The organism is Mesorhizobium sp. B2-7-3, assembly GCF_006440715.1.
GTDB lineage: Bacteria > Pseudomonadota > Alphaproteobacteria > Rhizobiales > Rhizobiaceae > Mesorhizobium > Mesorhizobium australicum.
The window spans coordinates 88,424-113,328 of the sequence record NZ_VFTY01000006.1 but is presented as its reverse complement, the minus strand read 5'-3'; the positions used below and the strand labels follow the sequence as shown (position 1 = coordinate 113,328).

28 protein-coding genes are annotated in these 24,905 nt (G+C 63.4%); 15 read left to right on the top strand and 13 right to left on the bottom strand.

Annotated elements, in window-relative coordinates; translation table 11 throughout:
- Positions 1 to 131: 131 nt before the first annotated feature.
- The 5 genes from FJW04_RS15420 to FJW04_RS15400 all read right to left on the bottom strand — a co-directional run bounded on the left by FJW04_RS15420 (position 132) and on the right by FJW04_RS15400 (position 5,473).
- A complete protein-coding gene (locus FJW04_RS15420) occupies positions 132 to 1,154 on the bottom strand; it encodes a LacI family DNA-binding transcriptional regulator (RefSeq protein ID WP_015318878.1) in 1,023 nt (340 codons plus the stop codon).
- A 31-nt stretch (positions 1,155 to 1,185) separates the two neighbouring features.
- Positions 1,186 to 1,977, bottom strand: a complete 792-nt coding sequence (locus tag FJW04_RS15415; protein ID WP_015318877.1) for an ATP-binding cassette domain-containing protein — start codon at positions 1,975 to 1,977, stop codon at positions 1,186 to 1,188.
- A 3-nt stretch (positions 1,978 to 1,980) separates the two neighbouring features.
- Positions 1,981 to 2,967, bottom strand: coding sequence for an ABC transporter permease (locus tag FJW04_RS15410; RefSeq protein ID WP_015318876.1), 987 nt, complete (start codon positions 2,965 to 2,967; stop codon positions 1,981 to 1,983).
- A 117-nt stretch (positions 2,968 to 3,084) separates the two neighbouring features.
- On the bottom strand, positions 3,085 to 4,020 hold the full coding sequence (locus FJW04_RS15405) for a substrate-binding domain-containing protein (RefSeq protein WP_140715080.1): 936 nt from the start codon (positions 4,018 to 4,020) through the stop codon (positions 3,085 to 3,087).
- Positions 4,021 to 4,315: 295 nt separating this feature from the next.
- Positions 4,316 to 5,473, bottom strand: a complete 1,158-nt coding sequence (locus FJW04_RS15400; RefSeq protein ID WP_140617347.1) for a fumarylacetoacetate hydrolase family protein — start codon at positions 5,471 to 5,473, stop codon at positions 4,316 to 4,318.
- A gap of 258 nt (positions 5,474 to 5,731) precedes the next feature.
- Here FJW04_RS15400 and FJW04_RS15395 point away from each other — a divergent pair, with 258 nt between their 5' ends.
- Together FJW04_RS15395 and FJW04_RS15390 are read left to right on the top strand one after the other, a co-directional pair.
- A complete protein-coding gene (locus FJW04_RS15395) occupies positions 5,732 to 6,334 on the top strand; it encodes a 2'-5' RNA ligase (RefSeq protein ID WP_140715078.1) in 603 nt (200 codons plus the stop codon).
- 125 nt (positions 6,335 to 6,459) lie between these two features.
- Complete coding sequence (locus tag FJW04_RS15390) at positions 6,460 to 6,813, top strand: SnoaL-like domain-containing protein (protein ID WP_015318872.1); 354 nt, start codon at positions 6,460 to 6,462, stop codon at positions 6,811 to 6,813.
- A 93-nt stretch (positions 6,814 to 6,906) separates the two neighbouring features.
- On the opposite strand, the gene FJW04_RS15385 is transcribed toward FJW04_RS15390, so the two are convergent.
- Together FJW04_RS15385 and FJW04_RS15380 are read right to left on the bottom strand one after the other, a co-directional pair.
- Positions 6,907 to 7,386: an SRPBCC family protein gene (locus FJW04_RS15385; RefSeq protein WP_140715076.1), complete on the bottom strand. Its 480-nt coding sequence runs from the start codon at positions 7,384 to 7,386 to the stop codon at positions 6,907 to 6,909.
- The gene (locus FJW04_RS15380; protein ID WP_140661448.1) at positions 7,383 to 7,739 is read right to left on the bottom strand and encodes a metalloregulator ArsR/SmtB family transcription factor; all 357 of its coding nucleotides are present in this window, start codon (positions 7,737 to 7,739) and stop codon (positions 7,383 to 7,385) included. The genes FJW04_RS15385 and FJW04_RS15380 overlap by 4 nt, the downstream gene beginning before the upstream one ends.
- A 174-nt stretch (positions 7,740 to 7,913) precedes the next feature.
- Here FJW04_RS15380 and FJW04_RS15375 point away from each other — a divergent pair, with 174 nt between their 5' ends.
- Positions 7,914 to 8,264 carry an ArsC family reductase gene (locus FJW04_RS15375; protein ID WP_041163511.1) on the top strand — a complete coding sequence of 117 codons (351 nt, stop codon included), beginning with the start codon at positions 7,914 to 7,916 and terminating at the stop codon, positions 8,262 to 8,264.
- 96 nt (positions 8,265 to 8,360) lie between these two features.
- On the opposite strand, the gene FJW04_RS15370 is transcribed toward FJW04_RS15375, so the two are convergent.
- Genes FJW04_RS15370 through FJW04_RS15360 form a run of 3 tightly spaced genes read right to left on the bottom strand, consistent with a single transcriptional unit; the run spans position 8,361 to position 10,983 of the window.
- The gene (locus FJW04_RS15370) at positions 8,361 to 8,714 is read right to left on the bottom strand and encodes a DUF488 domain-containing protein (RefSeq protein ID WP_015318868.1); all 354 of its coding nucleotides are present in this window, start codon (positions 8,712 to 8,714) and stop codon (positions 8,361 to 8,363) included.
- Between the two features lie 23 nt (positions 8,715 to 8,737).
- Positions 8,738 to 9,994 (bottom strand): aminopeptidase, encoded by a 1,257-nt coding sequence (locus FJW04_RS15365; RefSeq protein ID WP_140715074.1) that lies wholly within the window; start codon positions 9,992 to 9,994, stop codon positions 8,738 to 8,740.
- Complete coding sequence (locus tag FJW04_RS15360; RefSeq protein ID WP_140715072.1) at positions 9,991 to 10,983, bottom strand: LysR substrate-binding domain-containing protein; 993 nt, start codon at positions 10,981 to 10,983, stop codon at positions 9,991 to 9,993. The genes FJW04_RS15365 and FJW04_RS15360 overlap by 4 nt, the downstream gene beginning before the upstream one ends.
- Before the next feature lie 96 nt (positions 10,984 to 11,079).
- Here FJW04_RS15360 and FJW04_RS15355 point away from each other — a divergent pair, with 96 nt between their 5' ends.
- From FJW04_RS15355 to sbmA, 3 genes are all read left to right on the top strand, one after another.
- On the top strand, positions 11,080 to 11,298 hold the full coding sequence (locus tag FJW04_RS15355) for a hypothetical protein (protein WP_140715070.1): 219 nt from the start codon (positions 11,080 to 11,082) through the stop codon (positions 11,296 to 11,298).
- Positions 11,299 to 11,376: 78 nt separating this feature from the next.
- Positions 11,377 to 12,537: a YbfB/YjiJ family MFS transporter gene (locus FJW04_RS15350; RefSeq protein ID WP_140715068.1), complete on the top strand. Its 1,161-nt coding sequence runs from the start codon at positions 11,377 to 11,379 to the stop codon at positions 12,535 to 12,537.
- Positions 12,538 to 12,650: 113 nt separating this feature from the next.
- A complete protein-coding gene (gene sbmA, locus FJW04_RS15345) occupies positions 12,651 to 13,910 on the top strand; it encodes a peptide antibiotic transporter SbmA (protein WP_015318863.1) in 1,260 nt (419 codons plus the stop codon).
- Positions 13,911 to 13,940: 30 nt separating this feature from the next.
- Here sbmA and FJW04_RS15340 read toward each other — a convergent pair whose 3' ends face one another.
- On the bottom strand, positions 13,941 to 14,948 hold the full coding sequence (locus tag FJW04_RS15340; protein ID WP_140715066.1) for a polysaccharide deacetylase: 1,008 nt from the start codon (positions 14,946 to 14,948) through the stop codon (positions 13,941 to 13,943).
- Positions 14,949 to 15,209: 261 nt separating this feature from the next.
- Here FJW04_RS15340 and FJW04_RS15335 point away from each other — a divergent pair, with 261 nt between their 5' ends.
- The gene (locus FJW04_RS15335) at positions 15,210 to 15,875 is read left to right on the top strand and encodes a tetratricopeptide repeat protein (RefSeq protein ID WP_140715064.1); all 666 of its coding nucleotides are present in this window, start codon (positions 15,210 to 15,212) and stop codon (positions 15,873 to 15,875) included.
- Between the two features lie 61 nt (positions 15,876 to 15,936).
- Positions 15,937 to 17,367 (top strand): ribosome biogenesis GTPase Der, encoded by a 1,431-nt coding sequence (gene der / locus FJW04_RS15330; protein ID WP_140715062.1) that lies wholly within the window; start codon positions 15,937 to 15,939, stop codon positions 17,365 to 17,367.
- Between the two features lie 37 nt (positions 17,368 to 17,404).
- Here the strand turns inward: der and FJW04_RS15325 are convergent, their stop codons facing one another.
- A complete protein-coding gene (locus tag FJW04_RS15325; RefSeq protein WP_140715060.1) occupies positions 17,405 to 18,325 on the bottom strand; it encodes a LysR substrate-binding domain-containing protein in 921 nt (306 codons plus the stop codon).
- 116 nt (positions 18,326 to 18,441) lie between these two features.
- On the opposite strand from FJW04_RS15325, the gene FJW04_RS15320 reads away from it, so the two are divergent.
- From FJW04_RS15320 to FJW04_RS15290, 7 genes are all read left to right on the top strand, one after another.
- Complete coding sequence (locus tag FJW04_RS15320; protein WP_246673834.1) at positions 18,442 to 19,728, top strand: MFS transporter; 1,287 nt, start codon at positions 18,442 to 18,444, stop codon at positions 19,726 to 19,728.
- A 143-nt stretch (positions 19,729 to 19,871) separates the two neighbouring features.
- A complete protein-coding gene (locus tag FJW04_RS15315; RefSeq protein ID WP_140715058.1) occupies positions 19,872 to 21,053 on the top strand; it encodes a cell wall hydrolase in 1,182 nt (393 codons plus the stop codon).
- 257 nt (positions 21,054 to 21,310) lie between these two features.
- The gene (locus FJW04_RS15310) at positions 21,311 to 21,712 is read left to right on the top strand and encodes an AtpZ/AtpI family protein (protein ID WP_140617331.1); all 402 of its coding nucleotides are present in this window, start codon (positions 21,311 to 21,313) and stop codon (positions 21,710 to 21,712) included.
- A gap of 56 nt (positions 21,713 to 21,768) precedes the next feature.
- Positions 21,769 to 22,527, top strand: a complete 759-nt coding sequence (locus FJW04_RS15305) for a F0F1 ATP synthase subunit A (protein WP_140617330.1) — start codon at positions 21,769 to 21,771, stop codon at positions 22,525 to 22,527.
- Between the two features lie 66 nt (positions 22,528 to 22,593).
- A complete protein-coding gene (locus tag FJW04_RS15300; RefSeq protein WP_013896722.1) occupies positions 22,594 to 22,818 on the top strand; it encodes a F0F1 ATP synthase subunit C in 225 nt (74 codons plus the stop codon).
- 62 nt (positions 22,819 to 22,880) lie between these two features.
- Positions 22,881 to 23,480: a F0F1 ATP synthase subunit B gene (locus FJW04_RS15295; RefSeq protein WP_140715056.1), complete on the top strand. Its 600-nt coding sequence runs from the start codon at positions 22,881 to 22,883 to the stop codon at positions 23,478 to 23,480.
- 10 nt (positions 23,481 to 23,490) lie between these two features.
- Positions 23,491 to 23,982, top strand: a complete 492-nt coding sequence (locus FJW04_RS15290) for a F0F1 ATP synthase subunit B (protein WP_023771006.1) — start codon at positions 23,491 to 23,493, stop codon at positions 23,980 to 23,982.
- A gap of 129 nt (positions 23,983 to 24,111) precedes the next feature.
- Here the strand turns inward: FJW04_RS15290 and FJW04_RS15285 are convergent, their stop codons facing one another.
- Positions 24,112 to 24,807, bottom strand: a complete 696-nt coding sequence (locus FJW04_RS15285) for a ribonuclease HII (RefSeq protein ID WP_140617327.1) — start codon at positions 24,805 to 24,807, stop codon at positions 24,112 to 24,114.
- Between the last annotated feature and the right edge of the window lie 98 nt (positions 24,808 to 24,905).

Below are 24,905 nucleotides of genomic sequence, written 5' to 3'. Positions count from 1 at the left end.
TCGCATCTGGGAGGAGTAGATGGCCGACAACCAGAACGTACGAGTTGCCCAATGATTCGGCAACAATGAATTGTGCATAGCTGCTGTGCAGATTTGCAGGGGCGGTCAGGTTCCCCAGGAGATGCGGGATCTCACTGCACGGGTACGTTTTCCCGGAAGATCAGTCGCGGCTCGATGAATTTGCGGGTGAGATAGGGCGCCGATGATGCGATCGAGCCGAGCAGTTGGATCACCGACTGCTCCGCAATCAGCCTGGCGTTCTGGTCGATGACGACGTCGGCGAGGTCGTCGACGAGGTAGCCGCGTGTCTCCCTGGTCAGGTCGTGGCAGATGAAGACCGGCTTGCGGTTGGGCCTGGTTTCCCGGATCGCCTTGGCAATGCCGGAGCGCCCGGCGCCGACACAATAGATGCCGAGCAGTTCCGGCTCGTTGCGCAACGCTTTCATGGTTGCGGCATAGCTGGCGTCGGGCTCGTCATTGATCTCGACGGCGCTGCTGACGGTGAGGTTGGGAAACTCCTCGCCAAGCACGGAGCGGAAGCCCATCTCGCGCTCTTCATGGCCGCGATAGGAACGCGAACCGACGACCATCGCCAGCTGCCCCTCGCGGCCGCCGAGAAAGCGTCCCATCAAAAGTGCCGCCGTCCGTCCCGCCACGCGGTTGTCGATGCCGACATAGGCCGAGCGGGGAGCGGCCGGAATATCGGACACCAGCGTCACCAGCCGGATACCGGCCTCGACCATGTCGCGCAGGATGTTGCGCGTCCTGGGATGATCGACCGCGATGACACCGACGCCGTTGGCGCGCAGCGACAGCTTTTCGACCGCGGTCTGCAAGGCATTGGGCGAGATACCGGCGAGATTGTGAATCCGGCAGGACGCCACCAGCGGCAGGCGCGAGGCGTAGTCCTCGATGTGCTTTGCCAGGTCGTGCATGAAGTCGTTCGAGCCGATCGGCAGGAAGAATTCCAGGTTTGCGGGCCTCGAGGGAAGCGTCACCTGGTCGGCGACCGGCAGATAGCCGAGCTGCTTGGCGGCCTCCATGACGCGTTGCCGGTTGGCGGCACTCGCTCCGGGCCGGTTGTTGAGCACCCTGTCGACCGTGGCGGTCGACAGCCCGCAGTTCCTGGCGATGTCGGAGACGGTAGCCTTCATGCCGCAACCCTACACGTCGCTTCGTACGTCCTCAGTGCGCCGGCTTGCCGTCGGCGAGGGCGTCGCGGATGTCCTTGTCCGACATGCCGGTGATGATGCGCTCGACTTCCGTCACGGTTGTCGTCTTCGGATCGATGTCGTCGGCGACCACCTTGCCCCTGCGCATGACGACGATGCGGTCGACCACCTGGAAGACATGGTGGATGTTGTGCGCGATGAAGATGCAGGAGTGGCCGGAATCGCGGGCGTTGCGCACGAAGCTGAGCACGCCTTGGGTCTCGGCCACGCCGAGATTGTTGGTCGGCTCGTCGAGGATGATCAGGTCGCTGTCGAAATGCATGGCGCGCGCGATCGCGACCGCCTGCCGCTCGCCGCCGGAGAGCGAGCCGATCGGCGTCGTCGGCGGGATGTTCTTGGAGATGCCGACCTGCTTGAGCAGATCGCGGGCGACGGTGTTCATGGCGTCCTGGTCCATGCGGTTGAGGAAGCGCGGCGGCTTGATCGGTTCTCGACCCAGGAACAGGTTGCGCGCGATCGACAACTGCGTGACCAGGGCGGAGTCCTGGTAGATGGTCTCGATGCCGTGGGCGATGGCGTCGCTGGTATCGCGCAAGGTGACCTTCTTGCCGCGGATGAAGATATCGCCGCTGGTCAGCGGCACCGCGCCGGAGAGAACCTTGATCAGCGTCGATTTGCCGGCGCCATTGTCGCCGAGCAGCCCGACGATCTCACGCTCGTTGACATGGAAATTGGCGTCCACCAGCGCCTGCACGCGGCCATAGGACTTGCGGATGTTGTGCATGCGGATCAATGGCTCGGCCATGGTTCAAGTCCCCGCCTGGTGTCGGCGTTCCAGCCATGAATGCAACGCCATCATGCCAAGGATGATCGCGCCGATGAAGATGTTGTAGGCAAGGCCGGGCACGCCGATCAGCACGATGCCGTTGCGCATCACGCGCAGGATCAGGATGCCGAGCACGGTGCCGATGATGGTGCCGCGCCCGCCGGTGAGTGCGGTGCCGCCGATCACCACCATGGCGATCACCTCGAGCTCGTAGCCGGTGCCGCTGTTGGGGTTGGCGGCGGATGTGCGCAGCGAGGAGATGACGCCGGCAAGCGAGGCCATGACCGACGACAGGACGAACAGGCCGACCTTGACGCGATTGACATTGACGCCGCGGGCACGCGCCGCGTTGGGATTGCCGCCCGCCGCCTGGATCCAGTTGCCGGTCCGGCTTTGCGTCAGGACATAGCCGAGCGCGATCGCCGCGGCGATGAACCAGAACAGCGACATGTAGATGCGGAACGGCCCGATGAAGAAGTCGCCGACCAGAGCCTCCGCCAGCCAGCTGCCTTCGGCACTCCAGGTGCGCTGCGGAAACCCGTCGGTGATGAAAAGCGCGCTGCCGCGCACCACCAGCAGCATGCCGAGCGTCACCAGGAAGGACGGGATCTTGAGCTGCGTGACGAACCAGCCATTGACCAGGCCGATCAAGGCGGCAACCACCAGCGCGACAAGGAAGCCCATTTCCAGCGAGGTGACGCCGGCATTGAACAGCGTCCACATCAGCACGGGCGAGAAGCCGAACAGGGACCCGACGGAGAGGTCGAATTCGCCCGAAGTCATCAACAGCGTCATCGCCAGCGCGATCAGGCCGAGCTCGACCGTGAAGGCCAGCGTGTTGGAGATGTTCTGCGGCGACAGGAAGTCGTGGTTGAAACCCCAGAAAACGGCGATCTCCACGATGAGCAGAATGAAAGGTCCGAATTCCGGCCGCGCGATCAGGCGTTGGATGAGCGAATGATTTTCCACTGGGAACCCGCGACATGGTTGGGACGGGCCGCGAGCTCCACCGCATCGGGTGGCATGCCACGGCGCAGGAAGATATCTGGCGCCGTGCGAAAACGCGCGGCGCCAGGGGATCGCGGATTATTTGCCGGACAGGATCTTGTCGTAGACCGCCGCGGTGTCCTTCTCATAGAGCGCGCCGGTGATGACGTTGAAGCCCGGAGGAATGCCGCTGGCCGCCATGTTGGCGAGCGACAGCGCCACATAGCTGGTCGCCTGCGGATCCTGCCACTGGCCGGCATTGACATAGCCGTTCAGCACTTCCTGGGTGGTGTCGAGCGAGTTGCCCCAGCCGACCACCGGGATTTCGCCCGGCTTGACGCCGACCTGGTCGAGCACGCGCTTGATCGAACCGGTTACGAGGTCGCCCAGGCCGATGATGGCGTTGACCTTGCCCTTGTGGGCGGTGAGGTAGTCGACCATGCGGTTGATCACCTCGGCCTGGTCGAGCGTCGCTTCGGTCACTTCATAGGTGATGCCGAGCGGGCCGAAGACGCTCTTGATGCCTTCTTCTTCCTGCACGCCGTAGGTGGCGCCGGGGATCTCGACCGGCATCCAGACGAAGTCGCCCTTCTTCACCAGGCCCTTGTCGACCAGATACTGCGCCCAGTGCTTGCCGAAAGTGACGTTGTCACCGCCGACATAGGCGTTGAAATTGGCCTTGGGATCGGGCGTGTTGAAGTTGATGATCGGGACGTTGGCCGCGCGCGCTTCCTTGACGATCTCGACCAGGCTGCCCGGATCGGGGCTGGTGGTGACGATGCCGTCGGCCTTGGCCGAGAGGGCGGCACGGACCGCCTCCTGCTGCGAGGCGACGTCGCCATTGTGGAACGACGTGTTGACGGTGTTGCCGGTGTCCTTGGCCCATTGCTTGGCGCCGGCGAGGAAGTAGGTCCAGACCGGGTCGGCCGGCCCGCCATGTGAAATCCAGTAGAACGTCTTGGCCTGCGCGGCTGCCGGAATGACCGTCAGCGCGATCAGCAGGCCGTAGAGCACAAGTCTTAGTCTCGTCAGCATTTGATTTCCTCCCGGTTGAAGATGATCCGTCCCTTGTTCCGGCTTCAGCCGGATTGCGTCTTTTTGCCAGCGCCGCTCGGATGCATAAGAGCATTCCCTTTTTCGACGAATGGCAAGCCTCCATCTGCAGATGTAGTTGGCGCCTGACGCGGCGCCATCAGCGACCCCATCAGATCGCATCAGTCGGGATGATTTTTCCCGGGCAGTCGGATGATTGTCGCCGAGAGCTCAGCCGGGCGGACTATCCCGATCACGTCTGGGCGGTCTCTGAGGGCGAAAGCCCCCAAAGAGCCGCTTAGAGCAGGCCGGCCTTGGCCAGGTCGCGCATCAAATGGCTGGCGCCGTAGGTCCAGTGCGGGCAATCGGGCGACAGCCGCACGCGGTTGACCAGCGCGCCGAATTTTTCCGACGAGATGGTGACGATGTCGCCGACCTTGTGCGTGAACCCCTTGCCCTTTTCGCCGCGATCCTTCGACGGCACGAACATGGTGCCGAGATAGAGCGCCAGCCCGTCCGGATACTGGTGATGCGGGCCCATGGCCGCGGCAACCAGCTCCTCCGGCGAGCGGCTGATCTCGGCCATCGAGCTTGCCCCCTCCAGCGAAAACCCGTCCTCGCCCTCGACCTTCAGGCGCACGACGGCCTGCTTCACGTCGGCGATGGAGAACGTGTCGTCGAACAGCCGGATGAAGGGGCCAAGCGAGGCCGAGGCGTTGTTGTCCTTGGCCTTGCCGAGCAGCAGCGCCGAACGGCCCTCGACGTCGCGCAGATTGACGTCGTTGCCGATGGTGGCGCCGACGATCCTGCCGCTCGAGGCGGCGATCATGGCGATCTCCGGCTCCGGATTGTTCCAGGTCGAAACCGGATGCAGGCCGACATCGGCGCCGAAGCCGACCGAGGCCATCGGCTGGCACTTGGTGAAGATCTCGGCATCGGGGCCGATGCCCACTTCCAGATATTGCGACCAGGCGCCGCGCGAAATCAGCTTGGCCTTGATCTCCATCGCCTCTGGCGAACCGGGCTTGAGCTTCGAAAGATCATGGCCGATCAGGCCCGCAATGTCGGCGCGGATGGCATCGGCCTTCTCGGCCGAGCCACGCGCCTGTTCCTCGATCACCCGTTCGAGCAGGCTGACCACGAAGGTGACGCCGGAAGCCTTGATCGCCTGCAGGTCGACCGGCGACAGCAGAAAGGGTTTTGCCCGATCGCGCGTGGCTTCGAAACTGTTGGCCGCGATGGCGTCGAGTGAACCGATCGGCTTGCCCCTGGCCGAGCGCACATGGCCGGCCGGGTCGGCCAATTCGCAGACGTCACGCACGGTGGGCGCCGCGCTGGATGTGATGTCGAAGACGGTGCCGTCGCGCACCGTGACGACCAGGGGGTGCGAGGCATCGCCGCTCCTGGCGCGGCCGACAAACAAGCCTTCAGCGGGCAGATGTGTCGGGTTGGTCATGAGTTGGGTTCCTCGTTGAATCGAAAATGCTGGCCCGGTCGGCGCGGCACTTTCGCCGGATTTCATTCAAAGGTCTATCCCATCCAAGCAGTCGAGCGGTGGCCGCGAATATGCCGACTGGGTCATCCACGATGTCCGGATGTCAAGGACATCACCGGGCTTAGGGTCCGGTTACTCGAACTTGACTCAGAGAATTGTTCGTGTTTTGTTCCGGGCGCCAGAACAGAACGGAGGCGTTCCTTGGCGAGCGTATAGGTAATGTACCAAGGCGAACTAGATTTCGGAATTCCAGAACCGCCAAGGCGGCCCAAAAAACCGGATCGTGTCTTCTTCGGCGTGTTTCTGCAGGCAGGGGATTATTCTAGGTTTGCTGATTGTCAAAGCCGACTATGCCACAAATTTGGCATAGCCGGCTCACCGCTGATACCGGAGCGTTTTCATGTCAGCCAGCAGCATGTCGGGGACTACAAGCGGCTGCGGTCGAAAATCATCTTTGCGGCCACCCGATCGGGGCAGCGCGTCGTGATGCCTGCTTTTGAGATCACCTTTCGCCACGCCAGGAGCTTTCCTGGCCGTCCGGCGACAAGAGGCCGACCGGCCAAGCACCCCTTCGTGCTTGTGGCCGATGACGGACCGGTTTGTGAACTGAGCGGGAATCTCGGCGCCGAAATGCTGCGTCAAGGCCTCAAGGCGTCAGACGGGTTCGTCCCTCATCTGACCCTTGCCTATGACCAGAAACTTATCCCACAACTGCCGATCGAGCCGATCAGCTTCGTGGCGCGGGAGTTCATTCTCGTGCACAGCCTGCGTGGGCTGACGCAATATGATTTTCTGGAACGTTGGCCGCTGATTGCGATGTAACGAAGGGGCCGCTGGTTCGCGCGACACCCCATCCTGACAGGGTCATGTCAGCTATCGACCTGTCCGCGATGGCAGGTCCGCAAGCGGTTCCCTACTTGCAATGCGTCTGAACAGGAGGAACAAAAATGACCGTCACGGAAATCGCCAAGGAGTTCACCGAACTTCTCAAGCAGGGCAACAACGAAGGTGCTGCCGAAAAATACAATGCCGACGATATCGCCAGCTACGAAGCGATGGAGGGACCGATGGCCGTCAGTCACGGCAAGGAGGCCCTCAGGCAGAAAAGCCAGTGGTGGCAAGAGAACCACGAAGTGCATGGCGGCTCGGTCGAGGGCCCTTATGTCAACGGCGATCAATTCGCGGTGCGCTTCACCTTTGACATAACGCCCAAGGCCACCGGCGAGCGTGTCACCATGGATGAGGTTGGCCTGTACACGGTCAAGAACGGCAAGATCACCGAAGAGCGCTTTTACTACTGAGGCCGGAAATCGGGCCTTCCTAGCTTTGCTCTCTTTGCGGCAAGGTTGAAAATGAGCACGGCGGCCAGAGGATCCTCTGGCCGCTGGGGGCGTTCAAATCGTCTTCACATACTGCGCAAGTTGATCGGCCACCGTGCCCCAGCCGTCGAAGAAACCCATCTCTTCATGGTTGTCGCGGGTGGCTTGGTCACGGTGAATGGCTGTAGCGGTATAGCGCGTACCCTGGCCATCCGGATGGAGCGAAATGACCGCGGTGATGAAAGGCTCCCCCGAGGGTCGATAGCCGGGCAGCAGCGCATCCGTCCACACCAGCCGCTCGTTGGGCACGATTTCCAGATAGCAGCAGTGGCGGTCACTGACCTCCTTGCCGTCGGGCGACTGCATGCGTGTCCGAAACAGGCCGCCCGGCCTGAGGTCGATCTCGCAGTCGGTGATCAGCCACGGCTTCGGCGTGAACCACTGCCTGACATGCTCAGGTGTCGTCCAGGCTCGCCAAAGCAATTCGCGCGGCGCATCGATTACGCGCTCCAGCGTCAGGTCCAGTCTGGGATCCGGCTTGAACGGATAGCTCATTTTTCTGTCTCCTTGAGGGTCATGACATAGGCATCGAACTGGTCGAGGCGGCGTTCCCAAACTGTACGCTGTTCGGCCAGCCAGCTTTCGGCGAGCTTCAACGGTTCAGGCGCAAGCTCGTAAGTCCTGACCCGTCCGGTCTTTTGCGAACGAACCAGCCCGCAGCCTTCGAGAATTTTGAGATGGTCGATGAAGGATGGCAGGGCCATCTCGAAAGGCTGGGCCAGTTCGCTAACCGAAGCAGGGCTCCTGTTCAGTCGCTCGACCACGCGCCGTCGCGTCGGGTCGGCAAGCGCGCGAAAAATGCCGTCGATCGGCGGGAGGCTTGGATTTCTACTCTGGAGGCTGGTCATCGATCGGTCCCCGGGTTGTCAAAGCGGTCGAAAACACTTAGGTAATTTCCTTAGTGTTGGCAAGCGCAAATTTACGGCAATGCTGGCCAAGCTGCTGGCCAAGCTGCTGGCCAAGCGGGAAGGGCGGTTTTAGGCTGCGAAACGGTTCGACTGTCAGCCCAAGGGAAGAGCACTTTGACGATCACCATGTACGGCATCACCAATTGCGACACGATCAAGAAGGCGCGCGTCTGGCTGGAGAGCCATGACCTTCCCTATCGTTTCCACGACTATCGGGCCGAAGGGATCGAGGCTGGCAAGCTGAATGGCTGGGCCGGCAAGGTCGGTTGGGAAAAGCTGCTCAACAAGGGCAGCACTTCGTTTCGCGAACTGCCGGAGGCGGACAAGCAAGGCCTCGACGAGAAGAAGGCGAAAGCGTTGATGCTGGCCAAGCCGACGATGATCAGGCGGCCGGTGCTGGAGATCGGCGATCGGGTGGTGGTTGGCTTCAAGCCGGAGGTTTATGAGCAGACGGTGGGGAAGTAGGCGGAAGCGTCGCGCCGTCCGATCTCCACCCTCGTGGGGAGACGTCCGGCAGGACAGAAGGGCGCTGTCCCGCCTGCTCGCGAAGGTCCGAGCGCCTCAACCCGCGCTCAAATACTCCGCCAGTGCCACCGCATTATTGTGCGCCTCATCATGCGCGCCGTAGAGCAGCGTTACCTTGCCCTCGCCAAGCAAGCCGCGCAGCTGCGCAACCGCCTCACCATTCCCGTCGAGCTCAGCCCCGTACCGCTTCCGAAATTCCGCCCAACGTGCCGGCTCGTGCCCGAACCACTTCCGCAGGTCGTCGCTCGGTGCGATCTCCTTCAGCCACAGTGCCAGCGCGGCATGCTCCCTGCTGACGCCGCGCGGCCAGATGCGGTCAACCAACACCCGCTGCCCGTCATCGGCAGCGGGCGGTTCGTAAATCCGCTTGACCATCAGGTCGAAAGCCATTCGACCTCCCTACGCCGAACCCCTCAGGCCCACTCGCCCTTGCGCATCACCGGCACGCGGCTGCCATCCTTGGCGACGCCGTCAATGTCGATCTTGTCCGACCCGATCATCCAGTCGATATGGATGAAGCTCTTGTTGCCGCCGCGCGCCGCGATTTCGTCAGGGCTGAGCGAGGCGCCGTCGACGAAGCATTTCGAATAGCATTGGCCGAGCGCGATGTGGCAGGCGGCGTTTTCGTCGAACAGTGTGTTGAAGAACAACAGGCCGCTGGCCGAGATCGGCGAGGAATGCGGCACCAGCGCCACTTCGCCCAGACGACGCGCGCCCTCGTCGGTGTCGAGCACCTTCTTCAGCACGTCCTCACCTTTCGACGCCTTGGCCTCGACGATCCTGCCGCCCTCGAAGCGCACCGAGATGTCGTCGATCAGCGTGCCTTGGTAGGACAGCGGCTTGGTCGAGGAGACATGGCCCTCGACGCGCCGCGCATGCGGAGTTGTGAAAACTTCCTCGGTCGGGATGTTGGGATTGCAGGTGATGCCGTTCTTGGCGGTCGAGGCGCCGCCCATCCACTCATGGCCATCCGCCAGCCCGACCGTCAGGTCGGTGCCCGGTCCAGCGAAATGCAGGGCATGGAAATCATGGCCGTTGAGCCATTCGGTGCGGCCGCGCAGCGCCGCATTGTGCGCCGTCCAGTTGCCGATCGGGTCTTCCACATCCACCCGCGAGACGGCGAAGATGGCGTCGGCGAGCTTCGCGACCGCCACGTCGTCGGCATCGCCGGGGAAAACCTGCCTGGCCCAGGCCAGATCCGGATAGGCGACGATGTTCCAGTTGATGTCGAAGCCGGTGATCTTCTCCAGCGCCGGCTGGTAGGCCATCGAATTGGCCTTGTTGGCGCGCGCCACCTTCGCCGGATCCTGCGCCGACAGGAGCGACGGATCCTCGCCGCGCACGGCAAGCCGGGCTGCGTTGTTGGAGAAGGCCTTAGCCATGCCTTCGTAGAGCCAGCCGGCGGCATGGTCGAAGCCAGCATCGGCGCCGAAGCGGTAGCGCGCCAGCGTCATCTCGTCATCGTTGAAGATCGGCGTCACCAGCCCGGCACCGGCCTTGTAGGCGTGTTCGACGATGCGCCTGGTCAGCGGCAGGGCCGCGATCGACGATGTCAGCACCAGGTCCTGTCCGGGCTGCAATTGCAGCCCCACCTTGATGGCGACTTCCGCCAGCCTGTCGAGCTTCACCGGGTCGATCGTTGCGGAAACGCCGCGCGAATGTGTGGTCATGATCCTGCCTGTCGTCTTGGGATGTTTGATTGAACATAGACCGGTGCCGCGGTGCTTTCCACCGTGATCGTGCCGCTGGGCTCCGCGACCGACGATCCGAACCGCGCCATCGTCGCCGCGATCTCTTCCTTGATCCAGATCATGAAGTCCCGGACCTTGCGGCTCTCGGCCTTGGTGGCGGAGGTCACCAGCCAGTAGCCGAGGCCGCTCTGGGCGCGAATTCCGAACGGCGCCACCAGGCGCCCGTCGGCCAGCGCATCGGCCGTCAGCAATTGCCAGCCGAGCATCACGCCATGGCCGGCGATCGCCGATTCCAGGCACAGCATCGGGTCGGTGAAGCTTGCGCCTTTCTGGAAGGTAACGGGTTGAACGCCGGCGGCCGCGAACCAGCTTTCCCAGTTGATCATCGCCCGCTCGTCGGTGATGGCGCAGGTCTGGGCGAGGTCGCAGATCGACGTTAGTTTTCTGGCAATCCCGGGCGCGCAGACCGGGAAGACTTCCTGCGCCAAAAGCAGCTCCGCCTTTCCACCCGGCCATTTGCCGTCGCCAAGCCGGATGGCAATGTCGACGTCCGAGTGATCGAGATTGGCCAGCCGCACTGAAGCGTCGATACGCAGCAGCACGTTGGGATGCCGGTCGAAGTGCCGCGACAGCCGTGGCAGCAGCCATTTGGAGGCAAAGGCCGGTGCCGCCGAAACGACCAATGTGCACTGGCTGGCTTCGTCGGCCAGTGCCACGGCCTGGGCAAGCTCGCGAAATCCAGTGCCCAGGCGGGCCGCGAAGACGGCGCCGAATTCGGTCAGGACGAGGCCGCTGGTCGTGCGCTCGAACAGTGCCTGGCCGAGCTGCTTTTCGGTGCGGCTGATCTGCTGGCTGACGGCGCTGACGGAAACATTGAGTTCGGCGGCGGCGGCGGCGAGCGAGCCGAGACGGGCGACGGTTTCCACGGCGCGAAGGCCGTTGAGATGAACGCGGTTGAGCATGGCCATTTGAGATTTTCTAAACCGGTCCGGCCGAAATCTCAATTGAAAGGGATATCGAAACGGCAGACCTTATCGATGGAAACAGTCCCCATGGAGCCGGAAATGCTGAGCATGTTGCTGAAGGCCCTGGTCGCGGCCACTTCGCCGGATGACACGCGCTGCGACTTCGATACGCTGAGTTGGCTGACCGATCCGCTTGCCCATCCCGCGCTGGATGTAATGTCGGAGCGCGAACTCGGTGATGTGCCGTTCCGGTTGACGGCGCGCCGGACCGCCTATGAGACCGTTTCACCGAGCGCCGGTTTCGGCGATCGCTGCTGACCGCGCGATCGCGATCAGGGCACTGGCCCAACACGAGGCGGATTGTTTCACCCGCTCGCACATCTATTGTGCACTGCAATGACTTCGCCCCAATCGACAGCGCTGCGTTACGCCTTCGCCGGCATGATCGCCATGGCCGTCGCCATGGGCATCGGCCGCTTCGTCTACACGCCGATCCTGCCTGGCATGATGGAGGAACTGCATCTGTCGCCGGCCAATGCCGGCTGGATCGCCTCGGCGAATTATCTAGGCTATCTCGTTGGCGCGTTGGCGGCGGCGGGCAGCTGGGCACATGGACGCGAGCGTTTGCTGATGCTGGGCGCCCTCGGTGCCAGCGCCGTGCTGGCCGCCTCGATGGGGCTGACCGACGCTATGGCCGCCTTCGTCGCCATTCGTTTTCTGGCCGGTCTGGCGAGCGCTTTCGTCATGGTGTTCATGGCCAGCATCGTTTTCAGCCATATCGCGGCCGCCGGGCGCGGCGACCTGCAGGCCTGGCATTTCGGCGGCGTCGGCCTCGGCATAGCGATATCGGCGGCGATGATGACGGTGCTGGTCACCGAGCATGCCGGCTGGGCGCAGGGCTGGCTGTGGTCGGGGGCGATTTCGGCTGGCGGCTTCGTCGCCGTGGCGCTGCTGGTGAACCAGGGTCCGCTCATCAATGGCGAGGTCGGCCGTGAACCGGCGCTGCCGAAAGATCGGTCGCTGATGAAGGTGATCGTCGCCTATGGCCTGTTCGGTTTTGGCTATGTGGTGACGGCGACCTTCCTCGTCGCCATCGTCCGCCAAGGCGGCGGCAGCCGCGTCTTCGAGGCCATGGTGTGGATGGTTGCCGGCCTTGCCGGTTTTCCTTCGGTCTGGCTGTGGCAGAAGATAGCGGCGCGGATCGGGCTTTATGCCGCCTATGCCTTGGGATGTTTCGTCGAAGTTGTCGGCGTTACCGCGAGCGTCGCCACCGGCGGGCGCATGGGGCCGCTGCTTGGCGGCGTGCTGCTCGGCGGCACGTTCATTGCCATCACGGCACTTGGCCTGCAGGCCGCCCGGCAGCAGGCCCCTGCGTCGCCCCGGCGCATCTTTGCCCTGATGACCGCCTCCTTCGGTCTTGGCCAGATCATCGGCCCGATCGCGGCCGGGCTTTTAGCGCAGGCATCGGGCGATTTCTTCCTCGCCTCGATAGTCGCCGCGGCCGTCCTGGTCGCCTCCGGCGCCGTCACGTGGTCCGCTGCGCCAAAATCGCCATGATTTGTGGTCTTGCTCTGCACCGGCATCGGGCAGGCATTTTCTTTCCCCCTAATGTGTGACCTTATGCCGGCTCAAACCTGCTGATTTGCGCATCGATCGAGGAATTCGCCACAGTGTTCGTATCCTTCTTCCCGCAGCCGAAGCTGTTCTTCTCTTCGGCCGCCATCTGGAGCCTTGCGGCGATCCTGTTCTGGTTTTTCGGCGGGGAGCAATTGGGGGCGGTTTTCGGCATGCCGCCTGCTGCTCCCGGAGCGCCACCCATCATCGGCATCGCCATTCTCGTATCGAAGCCATTCCTCTGGTTTTATATCTACTTCACGCTTTGCGTGGCCATCTTCTACGCGTTCTGGAGTTGGTATTCGCCGCACCCATGGCAGCGCTGGTCGATCCTGATGACGGCGGTCATCCTGTTCTTCATCTATTTCAACGTGCAGGTCAGCGTCGCCGTCAACGCGTGGTACGGCCCGTTCTTCGACTATGTACAGGGGCTGATGTCGGGGACCGGAAAGTCGACGAACGCCGAGTTCTACACCGGATTGGCCGACTTCTCATGGCTGGCCCTGGTCGGCATGAACGTGCAGGTGGTCAACGCCTTTATCGTCAGCCACTGGATCTTCCGCTGGCGCACAGCCATGAACAACTACTTTATCGAGAACTGGAGCAGGCTGCGCCATATCGAGGGCGCTTCGCAGCGCATCCAGGAAGATACGATGCGGTTCTCGCAGATCATGGAGGATCTCGGTTCCAGCTTTGTCCAGTCGATCATGACCCTGATCGCCTTCCTGCCGGTGATGATCCAGTTGCAGGCCCACATCAGCGAACTGCCGATCATCGGCGCGATCCCGCAGCCATTGGTGGTCGCGGCACTTGCCTGGTGTCTGTTCGGCACGATCTCGGTGATGATTGCCGGCATGAAGCTTCCCGGCCTGCAGTTCCGAAACCAGCGCGTCGAAGCCGCTTACCGCAAGGAGCTGGTCTATGGCGAGGATCATGCGGACAGGGCGCAACCCGCCACCACCGCCGAGCTGTTCGCCAATGTCCGGCACAATTATTTCCGGCTCTATTTCCACTACATCTATTTCAACGTCGTCCGGTACACCTACCTTCAGGCCGACAACATTTTCTCGCTGCTGATCCTGGGCCCGTCGCTGGTCGCGCACAAGATAACGTTCGGCGCGCTGAACCAGATATCGAACGCGTTCGGCAAGGTGACGGGTTCGCTGCAGTTCCTGCTTACCTCATGGTCGACCATCGTCGAGCTGCAATCGGTGCACAAACGCCTGCGCGCCTTCGAGGCGACGCTGCAAGGCGAGCCGTTGCCCGATATCGACCAGCGCTATCTGGCAAGGCAGGGGGCCGGGGATCCGGCTTGAGGATGCGCTGACGAAACGCCGGTCGGCGGCTCAGCCGCCGACGGAGGCCTGCTTCCGGCCGCCATCCTGCCGCGAGACGTAATCGCGAAAGCTGATGCACTCGACATCTGATTTGACGCAGACTTCGCCGGCAAAACGCTCCAGCGCATTCCAGTAGGCGCCGTCATTCATCAGCGTGAAGTGGAAGCCGAGTTCCAGCGGAACGCGCTTGCCCCGATATTGCGCGTCGAAGGCGGCGCGAAACGCCTGATAGGTCCGGTCCGCGAACTCCCCGGCGTTGCTCGGCCGCTCGAAGCCGCCGGAATGGCGGACGTACAGATTGTAGTCCATGGCGATCACCGGCCGTGATTTCGGCCCTTCGGGAATCTGCGGCAGGGAAAAGCGGGTGACGCCGCCAACGGTCGGCGGCAGGGCAGGACCCATTGAAACGCCGCTGGCGTCGAACCGATAGCCGGCTGCCGGGAGTGCCTCGTAAAGCGCTTTGCCAGTCGACAGATACGGCGCCCGGAAACCCGCCACCGCATGCCGCGCGAATTCCCGCCAGCCCTCGGGTTCGGGCGCAATGCCGTTGATGGCATAGGCGTTCTCGAAAATGTGCTCGAAAGAGGCGAACTCTTTCAGCCAGTCGGCCTTGCTCCAGTCCTTGCCGTCGAAATGGCCGCAGGCGTGGCTGGCAATGTCGTGACCCTCATGGGCGGCGAGGCCGATCTGTTCCAGCCGCTCGGCCACGTCCTGCCTGGAGGCGGCAAAGCCGATGTTGGATTTGCCCGCCGTCTTGCCAGGCGCGGTGTATTGGCCGCGTGTCTCGGGCGACAGCAGGAAGACGCAGGACAGGAAATAGGTGAAATGCGCGCCGGTGCGCTGGGCCAGCGCCCGGCTGCGCTTCCACTGCGAGATGTCGCGCGCGCTGTCGAAGGAGATGATCACGATCTGCTTCGGCCTTGCCGGTGCTGGTGGCGCGGGCGGATCGGCCAGGGCCACGCCGGCGGTGGCGAGTGAGGCAAGCGAGAACAAAACAACGCGGGACAAACAAGGCATCGGCAAATTCACAGGCTCCGGGTGGTCGGCAAGCCGGCTATCGCGCAAATGTGGCGCCGGTGCGATTGGGTTTTCGTGGGTTTGCCCCCCGGGAACAAACATTGGTTTGCCCGGGGGACAAACAGTTGTTTGCCCGGGGACAAACATTTGTTTGCCCCAGGAATAGCCGATTTTCCGGCCGAACCCCTTCCATGCCGACAAAATTTCGCTAAAACGCGGGCTCATGAACCGCCCCGGCCCGGGGCAGGAATGGTTTGATTGATGTCCGACGACAGTTTTATTCGCGAAGTCAATGATGAGATGCGTCGCGAGCAGGCGCAGAAGCTGTGGGACCGTTTTGGCCCGGCCTTGCTTGTCATTGCGGTGCTTGTGGTGCTCGGCACCGCGGCCTTCGTCGGCTATCGCTATTGGGACGAGACGCGCGCCAATCGCTCCGGCGATGCCTTCTCGCAGGCGCTGAAGCTCGCCAATGACGGTAAGAACGATGACGCGCTGGCCGCGCTCGATCAGCTGGAAAAGGATGGCTACGGCGCCTATCCGCTGCTCGCTCGCATGCGTGCCGCGACGGTCAAGGCCAACAAGGGCGACGTCGATGCCGCCGTCAAGGACTTCGACGATGTCGCCGCCGACACCGCCATTCCCCAGGGCCTGCGCGACATGGCGCGGCTGAGGGCGGCGTTCCTGCTCGTCGATCATGGCTCCTTCGCCGACGTGTCGAGCCGCGTCGAGGCGCTGACGTCGGACACCAACACGCTGCGCCACAGCGCGCGCGAGGCGCTTGGCCTTGCCGCCTGGAAGGAAGGCAAGACCCAGGATGCGCTGAAGCTGTTCGATCAGATCGCCGCCGATGATGGCGCCCCGCGCAACACGCGCGAGCGGGCGACCTTGATGTCCGAGCTGATCCGCGGGTCGGGCAGTGCATCGTGACCCCTTGCCCAAGGCGCGTAGCGGTTTGGCACCACGACATGCGTGGAAGATGTAGGGTCGGATGACATTCAAAGTCGCCATCATCGGCAGACCTAACGTCGGCAAGTCGACGCTTTTCAATCGGCTGGTGGGAAGAAAGCTGGCGCTCGTCGACGACACGCCGGGCGTGACCCGTGACCGCCGCGTCCACGCCGCCAAGCTTTACGATCTGCATTTCGATGTCATCGATACCGCGGGCTTCGAGGACGCCGGCGCTTCGACCTTGCCAGGCCGCATGCGCGCGCAGACCGAAATCGCCATCCGCGAGGCGGATCTGATCTTTTTCACCATCGACGCCAAGTCCGGCCTGCTGCCGGATGACAGGACCTTTGCCGAGATCGTGCGAAAATCCGGCAAGCCGGTCGTGCTGGTCGCCAACAAGGCCGAGGCGAAGGGCGCCCAGGGCGGCATGCTGGAGGCCTGGGAACTTGGCCTTGGCGAACCGATCCCGGTTTCTGCCGAGCACGGCCAGGGCATGCCCGACCTGCGCGACGCCGTGATCGAAGCGCTCGGCGAGGGGCGCGCCTTCGGTGAAGACGAGGATACAGACGACGAAGAGGCCGCCGCCAGCGAGGTGCTGATCGGCGAGGACATCGCCGATCCGGACGCCGAGCCATCCTATGACGATACCAAGCCGATGCGCATCGCCGTCGTCGGCCGGCCGAACGCCGGCAAATCGACCTTGATCAACGCGCTGATCGGCGAGGAGCGGCTGCTGACCGGACCGGAAGCCGGCATCACCCGCGATTCCATTTCGGTCGACTGGGACTGGCGCGGCCGCCGCATCAAACTGTTCGACACCGCCGGCATGCGCCGCAAGGCCAGGATCCACGAAAAGCTGGAAGTGATGTCGGTGCAGGATGGCCTGCGCGCCATCCGTTTCGCCGAGATCGTCATCATCGTACTCGACGCCACCATTCCCTTCGAGAAGCAGGACCTGCAGATCGCCGATCTGATCATCCGCGAGGGCCGGGCACCGGTGATTGCCTTCAACAAATGGGACCTGATCGACAACCCGCAGGAACTGTTGGCCGAACTGCGCGAGAAGACCGAGCGGCTGTTGCCGCAGGCGCGCGGCATCCAGGCCGTGCCGGTCTCGGCCGAGACCGGACGCGGCCTGGACAAGCTGATGGATGCGGTGTTGAGAACGCACAAGGTCTGGAACAGCCGTGTTTCGACCGGCAAGCTCAACCGCTGGCTTGAAGCCATCCTGACGCATCACCCGCCGCCCGCCGTCGCCGGACGCCGGCTGAAGGTCAAATACGTCACCCAGGCCAAGACCCGGCCGCCGGGCTTCGTGGTCCAGTGTTCACGGCCGGACGCGATGCCGCAAAGCTATGTCCGTTATCTCTCCAACAGCCTGCGCGAAGCCTTCGACATGCCGGGCGTGCCGATCCGCATCGCGCTGCGCACTTCGGACAATCCGTTCGCCGGCCGCGCGAAGAAGCGTTAACCATAGGGGCGGCGACCCCCTCCGCCGACAGCTGCGGCTAAGCGACTTTCAGCAGGTTCTCTTTCATTTCGGCGCCCTCGGGCAACGCTTCGAACGCCGATTGCAGCAGGATGCCGGCCAGCCGCGCCGCGACCGGATCGAGCTCGGCGTCCTTCTGATGCAGATGCAGCGCCATCTTCGGCAGCGGCGGCAGCCCGAGCATTCCGGGCGCGAGCGCCCGGACATTCGCGGGCAGGCCGATATCGGTGCGGATCGTCAGCCCGAGGCCCGCCGCCACCGCAGCCCATATGCCGCCAAGGCTGGGGCTGGAGAACGCCATCCGCCAGGGCCGCCCGGCACGATCCAGCGTCTCGGTCGCCACGGTGCGCAGCAGGCAAGGCGCCTCGAACATGACCAGCTGCAGCGCCTCGCCATCGTGGGGGCCCGCCTCCATCGGTTTCGACGGGCCGATCCAGCGCGCCTGCACGTCGGCGACATGCCGGCTATACGGCAGCGTCGTGCCATCATGCCAGGCGAGCGCAATGTCGAGGGTGCCGGAGAGGACACGCTCGGCCAATTCGTGGCTGCGTCCAATCCGTGCTTCGATCCGGACCTTGGGGTGGGCGCGAGCGAAGCGACCGAGCACTTCCGGCAACACGGCCTCGCCGAAATCCTCCTGCAGGCCGAGCCGCACCCAGCCCTCCAGTTCGACGTCGCGGATCGCCAGGGCTGCCTCGTCATTGAGCTCGATCAGGCGCCGCGCATAGCCGAGCATCGTCTCGCCGGCTTCGGTCAGTGACAGGCCGCGCCCCGCCTTGCGGAAGATCGGCGTATCGGCCTGCTCTTCCAGTTTCTTCAGCTGCGCGCTGACGGCGGAGGTCGAGCGGCCAAGCCGCTCAGCTGCCCTGGCAAAACTTCCCAGTTCCATGCCGGTGACGAAAGTCCTCAGCACGTCGAGATCGAAGGTGACGTGGCGCATAAGATCGTCCTTATTTTCAGGATTATCGATCAAAATCTTCCTGATTTTATGGATGAAGCTATGGCGCTATATGCCTCCCGTCAAGGCCGCTCGGCCGGCGTCACGGGAATGGAATCATGTCTGCCACCGTCATTCGCAACGATTGCCAGCTATCCGGGCGAGGCACCGCCACGACCGGGGCCGGCCGGACCTTCGGCCCCAACCACCGCTGGAAGGTCCTGGGCATCGGCGTGGCCGCGAATGCCGGGTTCTCGGCTACTTTCTCCGGCATACCGGCAACGGCGGTCGTGCTTCGCCAAGGCTATCACTTGAATACTGCCGAGCTTGGCCTGGCGCTCGGTCTTCTTGGCCTGGGGGTTGCGCTCAGTGAGTTGCCATGGGGCCTGCTCACCGACCGCTGGGGGGATCGCCGCGTGCTTCTGATCGGCCTCGGTGCAACGGCGGCCTGGCTGCTTGCGATGGCGATGCTCGTCGTGCCGACAAGGTCAAGCATTCCCGATGTCTCGTTGCTGGCGGCAAGCCTGCTCGTCACGGGATTGCTCGGCGGCAGCGTCAATGGCTCGAGCGGCCGCGCCATCATGGCCTGGTTCCAGGAGAATGAGCGTGGTTTTGCCATGAGCATCAGGCAGACGGCGGTGCCGCTTGGCGGCGGCCTCGGCGCGCTCGTCCTGCCTTCGCTTGCCCTGGCTTTCGGTTTCGCCGCGGTGTTCGGGCTTCTGGCGGCGGCATCCGCTCTCTCCGCCCTGTTCGCCTGGCGTTGGCTGCACGAACCGCCGATGGCGGGCGACGCCGTCTCATCTGATGTTGCCGGGCCGGCACCGTTGCGCAACATCGAGGTTTGGCGCATCTCGACCGCCATCGGCCTGCTCTGCTTTCCGCAGGTGGCGGTCCTCACTTTCGCATCGGTGTTCCTGCACGACTTTGCCGGGCTTGGCACGACGGCGATCAGCGCCAGCCTCGCCGCTGTACAGGTCGGCGCCATGGTCATGCGCGTCTGGAGCGGCCGCTTTACCGACCGCCACGGCAACCGCCGTCAATTTCTTCGCTTGTGCAGTGCGCTGAGCGCGCTGGCCTTCGTGGTGCTCTGGTTGCTGGTTCTGGCCGCTCCCGCAACGCCTTGCAGCCAACCTTTCCTGATCGCTGTCCTGCCCCTGGTGCTTGTCGTTGCCGGCATCTCGGTCTCCGCCTGGCACGGCGTTGCCTATACCGAGCTTGCCACGCTTGCCGGTGCAGGCCATGTCGGAACCGCACTCAGCCTTGCCAACAGCTTTGTCTTCGTCGGCTTCTTCCTGGTTCCGGTGGCCATTCCAGGGCTGCTGCACCTCTGGTCATGGCCCGGCGTGTGGCTGTCGGCAGCCGCCTACGCCCTGGTCGCCTGGCCGATCTTCCTGCGGCGGACCTGAGCCTCCCGCCGCAAAATCGCCCGACTTCGAACCCACGACCTCTAGCCGACCGAGAAAACCTGACCGACCTCGTTAACGTCCCATCAAGGTTAATGCATCATTTTGCTCTCCAGTGGGTCAGTTGCGTTCCTGGAGAGAGTTCCGTGCATCGACGTGTCTTGAAGCGGCTGATGGCCGTCGCCGGTGAGAAACGCAGCCTTGTGTCTCCGTTCATCATTGGTCTCGGTATCTGGATCGGCTTTCCGACCGTCGCTGCCTACCAAGACATGACCAGCCTCGTTTCCGGCCTTGAATCGCCGACCACGCGCTGGAATTCCTATGTCGAGAAATCCGTCGCCGGTTCGGTCCACGCCGCCGAGATGCCGTTCGTCGATTCCGACATCACCAGCTCGATCTCGGGTTCCGGTGTTCGCCTTCCCGGTGTCGGCGCCGTCTCGTTTCGCGGCAAGGGCGGCAAGGTCAGCGGGTCGCCCGACGAGGATCGCGTCGTGCGCGCCGACAAGAAGGGCCGCATCGTCCAGGTCTCTCCCGTGGCGCCACCGAAGAACTTCAATGCCGGCTCGATCTTCCAGCGGACCTCCTCGCTGATGCGGCCGAGCATGGACGGCGACCTGAAAATGGCCTTCGCCAAGCCGCGGATCAAAGGCAAGGAAATTCAGATCGCCGCGGCATTCCATGCGCGTGAGGACAAGAAGCCGGATCCCGGCGTGCCGGCCATGCTTGCGGCCCTGGTCAACAACGACCATCCCGATGTGCTGGCGACCGCCTATGCGCAATCCGCGCCGGACTATGCCAAGGCCTCGCCCTTTGAAGCCCTGCTTCAGGATGAAGAGCCCAACAGCGGCCGCTTCATTCCGCCGATGGCCAAGGGCGACCATTCATGGATCCAGAATCCGCTTCCGGCCAGCGTCTTCTCCAAGCCGGAGCAGAAGTGCCTGGCCAACGGCATTTATTTCGAGGCCCGCGGCGAAGCCGTGCGCGGTCAGGCCGCCGTCGCCCAGGTGATCCTCAACCGGGTCCGCAACCCCGCCTATCCCAATTCGATCTGCGGCGTCGTCTACCAGAACGACAGCTGGTTCAACCGCTGCCAGTTCTCCTTCGCCTGCGACGGCAGGAAGAAGCGCATCGACAATCCGGTCGCCTACAAGACCGCTCAGGATGTCGGCATGGCCGTCACCGCTGGCAAGATCTTCATTCCGGAAGTGGGATCGTCGACCCACTACTATGCCAATTACGTCCATCCCGGCTGGGCCCGCACGATGCAGAAGATGACCAAGATCGGCCTGCATATCTTCTACCGGACCTATGGTGGTGGCTGGAGCTGAACGGTCCGCCGCCCGCCCGTCTTTTCGCACGGTCGCACGGTCGATCGGAGAGACATTGTCGGGGGGATTCGCGCGGCGCATCCCGCCGATCGCAAAGGGCACGATGTCGCACCTTTATAACCGTTTGATTTTATTAGCTAAAATACACAGCGCGGAACTTCCCTCCGTGGCTTGACGGGCGCAAACCCTCTAACTATGTTGCCGGCGACTTTAGAAGCGGACGGACGGTGACGGTCTGCCCGGGCAGGGGGGTTGCGATGGCCGAGAAAAACAGGCCAGACGGAACCGGAGAAACCGGCCGCGGCAAGCAGCATGACCCCGAAATCCGCGACGACGATCTTGAGCGACGTCGGCGTGAACTTGGAGCATCGCTTGCGACAAGGCTGCCGAACCGGCTCGAGGGGAAAGACGACGCGAAACCAGTGACCGGATACGGTCAGGCGATCAAGCTATCCAGCGAGTTTATCGCCGGGGTGGTGGTAGGCGCCGGCATCGGCTGGATCATCGACCGTATGGCGGGGACATCGCCGTGGGGTCTGATCATTTTCCTGCTGCTTGGTTTTGGCGCCGGCGTGCTCAATGTCATGCGTTCAGCTGGCGTTGTGGCGGAATTCGGACAGGGCGATAAATCGCGTCCTGACCGAGACGACAGCAAATAGCCGCCCTGGCGCGGCAATGGTAATTTAGCCGTGCGCGGCATTGACGGGGTTTGAACGTGGCAGCTGACAAGGTCGATCCGATCCACCAGTTCCATATCATCAAGCTGGTTCCGATCGAGATCGGCGGCTATGATCTGTCCTTCACCAATTCCGCGCTGTTCATGGTCGCGACCGTGGTCATTGCCGCGGCCTTCCTGTACCTGACGACGTCGAGCCGCAGCCTGGTTCCCGGCCGGCTGCAGTCGGTCTCCGAAATGGCCTATGAATTCGTCGGCAACATGCTGCGCGATGCCGCCGGCACGCAGGGCATGAAATTCTTCCCCTTCGTGTTCTCGCTGTTCATGTTCGTGCTGGTCGCCAATCTGCTCGGCCTGTTCCCGTATTTCTTCACCATCACCAGCCACATCATCGTCACCTTCGGTTTGGCCATCATGGTGATTGGCACCGTGATCGTCTATGGATTCATGAAGCATGGCCTTGGCTTCCTGAAGCTGTTCGTGCCGAAGGGCGTGCCCCTCCTGATGATGGTGCTTGTCGTTCCGATCGAGGTGATTTCCTTCGTGTCGCGCCCGGTCAGCCTCTCGGTTCGTCTGTTCGCAAACATGCTCGCCGGCCACATCACGCTGAAGGTTTTTTCGGGATTTGTGGTCAGCCTCAGTGCGCTGGGTGCGCTCGGCATTGCGGGATCGATCCTGCCGCTGGCCATGGCGGTGGCGTTGACGGCGCTCGAATTGCTGGTGGCGCTGTTGCAGGCCTATGTCTTTGCGGTGCTGACCTGCATGTATCTCAACGACGCCCTCCATCCTTCGCACTAATCAGGTTTCCGGCACGACGCCGGATGGAATAGCAACGAAATTTTCAGACCCAAAGGAGTTGAACAAATGGACGCAGAAGCAGCAAAGTACATCGGCGCCGGCATCGCTTGCCTGGGCATGGGTGGCGCGGGCATTGGCCTGGGCAACATCTTCGGCAGCTACCTCTCGGGCGCGCTGCGCAATCCGTCGGCCGCCGACGGCCAGTTCGGCCGCCTGATTTTCGGCTTCGCCGTGACCGAAGCTCTGGGCATCTTCTCGCTTCTCATTGCGCTGCTGGCCCTGTTCGGCTGAGTACTGAGAAGATTGGACAGGCCGGCCGCGCAAGCGGCGGGCCTGATATCTGGGGATAGTCCATGTTCGTGACATCTGCCTTCGCGCAAGAGTCCGCGCCATCAGCCGACACCAGCCACGCTGCGACCGGAGGCGACACGCATTCCGGCACCAGCGTGCCTGCCGAAGCGCACGGCACGTTTCCGCCATTCAATCCGGAGACGTTTCCGTCGCAGCTTCTGTGGCTGGCGATCACGTTCGGGCTGTTCTACCTGTTCCTGAAGCGGGTCGTGATGCCGCGCGTCGGCGGCATCATCGATGTCCGCAACGACCGCATCAGCCAGGATCTCGACCAGGCGGCCAAGTTGAAGGGCGAGGCCGACGCCGCCGTTGCCGCTTACGAGCAGGAACTGGCGGAAGCCAAGAAGAACGCGAACTCGATCGGTCAGCAGGCCAGCGATGCGGCCAAGGCGGAAGCCGACGCCGCGCGCAAGAAGATCGAGGCCGCGCTCGATGAGAAGCTTGGCGAGGCCGAGGCACGCATTTCTTCCATCAAGGCCAACGCCATGAAGGAAGTCGGCAGCATCGCCGAGGATACCGCTTCGGCGATCATCGAGGCACTCGTTGGCGGCAAGGCCAGCAAGGCCGAGATCGCGGCCGCGGTCAAATCCGTGGCCCGGTGAGGAGCGCATCATGGACGCTACATCTCTCGCAACGCTCTGGGCCACGATTGCCCTGATCATCTTCCTGGCCATCGCCGTCTATATCAAGGTGCCCGGCATGATCGCCAAGGCGCTGGACGCCCGCGCGGCCAGGATCAGCAGTGAACTCGACGAGGCCCGCAAGCTGCGCGACGAAGCCCAGCAACTGCTTGGCCAATACAAGAAGAAGCGCAAGGAAGCCGAGCAGGAGGCCGCCGACATTGTAGCGGCCGCCAAGCGCGAGGCCGAACTGCTGGCTGCCGACGCCCACAAGAAGACCGAGGATTACGTTGCCAGGCGCACCGCGCTTGCCGAGCAGAAGATCGGCCAAGCCGAGCGTGACGCGGTTGCCGAAGTGCGCGCCAGCGCCGTCGACATAGCCGTCGAGGCGGCACGCGCATTGCTCGCCGCCAAGGTTGACGCCAAGGCCGGAGCCGACCTGTTCAGGTCCGCGCTGCAGGATGTGAAGGCCAAGCTGAACTGAGCGTTCTTCAGTCGCTGACATGAAGCCGCCCGGGCAACCTGGCGGCTTTTTTGTTTGGGAGAAAGCGGCGCGTCAAAGCGGCCAATCTCCGCCCTCGTGGGGAAGATCGGAATTGCCACTGCCGTCGCCTTACTCCAGCCCGGCCAAGCTCTCTTCCTCAACCACTTCAGTCCCGCCCAGCCGGAACGGCGCAAACGAGGTGCGATGCAGCCGAGCCACTGGCCCATGCGCCTCGATCGCCGTGCGGTGCCGGACCGTGGCGTAGCCCATATGGACTTCGAAGCCGTAGCGGTCGTGATGGTTGCCGCAGCCGCGCATCATGCGGTCGCGCATGACCTTGGCGACGATCGAGGCTGCGGCGATCGATTGGGAGCGCTGGTCGCCCTTGATCAGCGCGCGCCCCTCGCAGGGCAATCCCGGCGGCACGTCGCGCCCATCCGCGAGCGCGAGCTTAGCCTGCACCGGCAGCCCGACCAGTGCGCGGCGCATCGCTTCGAGGCTCGCCTTGAGGATGTTGGTGCCATCGATGCCCTCGGCGCTGATCGACGCCATCGAGACGCCGAGAGCGGAGCCGATGATGTGCAGGAACAGCGCTTCGCGCTGCAGGTGGCTAAGCCGCTTGGAATCGTCGAGACCCTCGGGAATATTGGCGGGGTCGAGCACCACTGCCGCCGCGACCACGGGACCCGCGAGCGGGCCGCGACCGGCTTCGTCCATCCCCGCGACCGGCCACAAACCATCGGCCATCGCCTTCGTCTCGAAGGAGAAATCGGGTTTCTCGACGATTTCGAAGAGAGGCGGAGAATCAGAACGCGCGCGAGCCATGTTGCGGCGAGGTTCGCATCGGCTCCGATTCTCCGCAAGTCCCTCCGGGTCGGGTGGGGCGCCGGACCGGGAGGGCACCGTCTGCAGGCCGGGGCAGG

Excerpts from the sequence above, each read along its gene's own strand:
- FJW04_RS15420 (WP_015318878.1), bottom strand. The coding sequence starts at position 1,154 with ATGAAGGCTACCGTCTCCGACATCGCCAGGAACTGCGGGCTGTCGACC.
- FJW04_RS15415 (WP_015318877.1), bottom strand. The coding sequence starts at position 1,977 with ATGGCCGAGCCATTGATCCGCATGCACAACATCCGCAAGTCCTATGGC.
- FJW04_RS15405 (WP_140715080.1), bottom strand. The coding sequence starts at position 4,020 with ATGCTGACGAGACTAAGACTTGTGCTCTACGGCCTGCTGATCGCGCTG.
- FJW04_RS15400 (WP_140617347.1), bottom strand. The coding sequence starts at position 5,473 with ATGACCAACCCGACACATCTGCCCGCTGAAGGCTTGTTTGTCGGCCGC.
- FJW04_RS15395 (WP_140715078.1), top strand. The coding sequence starts at position 5,732 with ATGTACCAAGGCGAACTAGATTTCGGAATTCCAGAACCGCCAAGGCGG.
- FJW04_RS15390 (WP_015318872.1), top strand. The coding sequence starts at position 6,460 with ATGACCGTCACGGAAATCGCCAAGGAGTTCACCGAACTTCTCAAGCAG.
- FJW04_RS15385 (WP_140715076.1), bottom strand. The coding sequence starts at position 7,386 with ATGAGCTATCCGTTCAAGCCGGATCCCAGACTGGACCTGACGCTGGAG.
- FJW04_RS15380 (WP_140661448.1), bottom strand. The coding sequence starts at position 7,739 with ATGACCAGCCTCCAGAGTAGAAATCCAAGCCTCCCGCCGATCGACGGC.
- FJW04_RS15370 (WP_015318868.1), bottom strand. The coding sequence starts at position 8,714 with ATGGCTTTCGACCTGATGGTCAAGCGGATTTACGAACCGCCCGCTGCC.
- FJW04_RS15365 (WP_140715074.1), bottom strand. The coding sequence starts at position 9,994 with ATGACCACACATTCGCGCGGCGTTTCCGCAACGATCGACCCGGTGAAG.
- FJW04_RS15360 (WP_140715072.1), bottom strand. The coding sequence starts at position 10,983 with ATGGCCATGCTCAACCGCGTTCATCTCAACGGCCTTCGCGCCGTGGAA.
- FJW04_RS15355 (WP_140715070.1), top strand. The coding sequence starts at position 11,080 with ATGCTGAGCATGTTGCTGAAGGCCCTGGTCGCGGCCACTTCGCCGGAT.
- FJW04_RS15350 (WP_140715068.1), top strand. The coding sequence starts at position 11,377 with ATGACTTCGCCCCAATCGACAGCGCTGCGTTACGCCTTCGCCGGCATG.
- FJW04_RS15340 (WP_140715066.1), bottom strand. The coding sequence starts at position 14,948 with ATGCCTTGTTTGTCCCGCGTTGTTTTGTTCTCGCTTGCCTCACTCGCC.
- FJW04_RS15335 (WP_140715064.1), top strand. The coding sequence starts at position 15,210 with ATGTCCGACGACAGTTTTATTCGCGAAGTCAATGATGAGATGCGTCGC.
- der (WP_140715062.1), top strand. The coding sequence starts at position 15,937 with ATGACATTCAAAGTCGCCATCATCGGCAGACCTAACGTCGGCAAGTCG.
- FJW04_RS15325 (WP_140715060.1), bottom strand. The coding sequence starts at position 18,325 with ATGCGCCACGTCACCTTCGATCTCGACGTGCTGAGGACTTTCGTCACC.
- FJW04_RS15320 (WP_246673834.1), top strand. The coding sequence starts at position 18,442 with ATGTCTGCCACCGTCATTCGCAACGATTGCCAGCTATCCGGGCGAGGC.
- FJW04_RS15310 (WP_140617331.1), top strand. The coding sequence starts at position 21,311 with ATGGCCGAGAAAAACAGGCCAGACGGAACCGGAGAAACCGGCCGCGGC.
- FJW04_RS15300 (WP_013896722.1), top strand. The coding sequence starts at position 22,594 with ATGGACGCAGAAGCAGCAAAGTACATCGGCGCCGGCATCGCTTGCCTG.
- FJW04_RS15295 (WP_140715056.1), top strand. The coding sequence starts at position 22,881 with ATGTTCGTGACATCTGCCTTCGCGCAAGAGTCCGCGCCATCAGCCGAC.
- FJW04_RS15290 (WP_023771006.1), top strand. The coding sequence starts at position 23,491 with ATGGACGCTACATCTCTCGCAACGCTCTGGGCCACGATTGCCCTGATC.
- FJW04_RS15285 (WP_140617327.1), bottom strand. The coding sequence starts at position 24,807 with ATGGCTCGCGCGCGTTCTGATTCTCCGCCTCTCTTCGAAATCGTCGAG.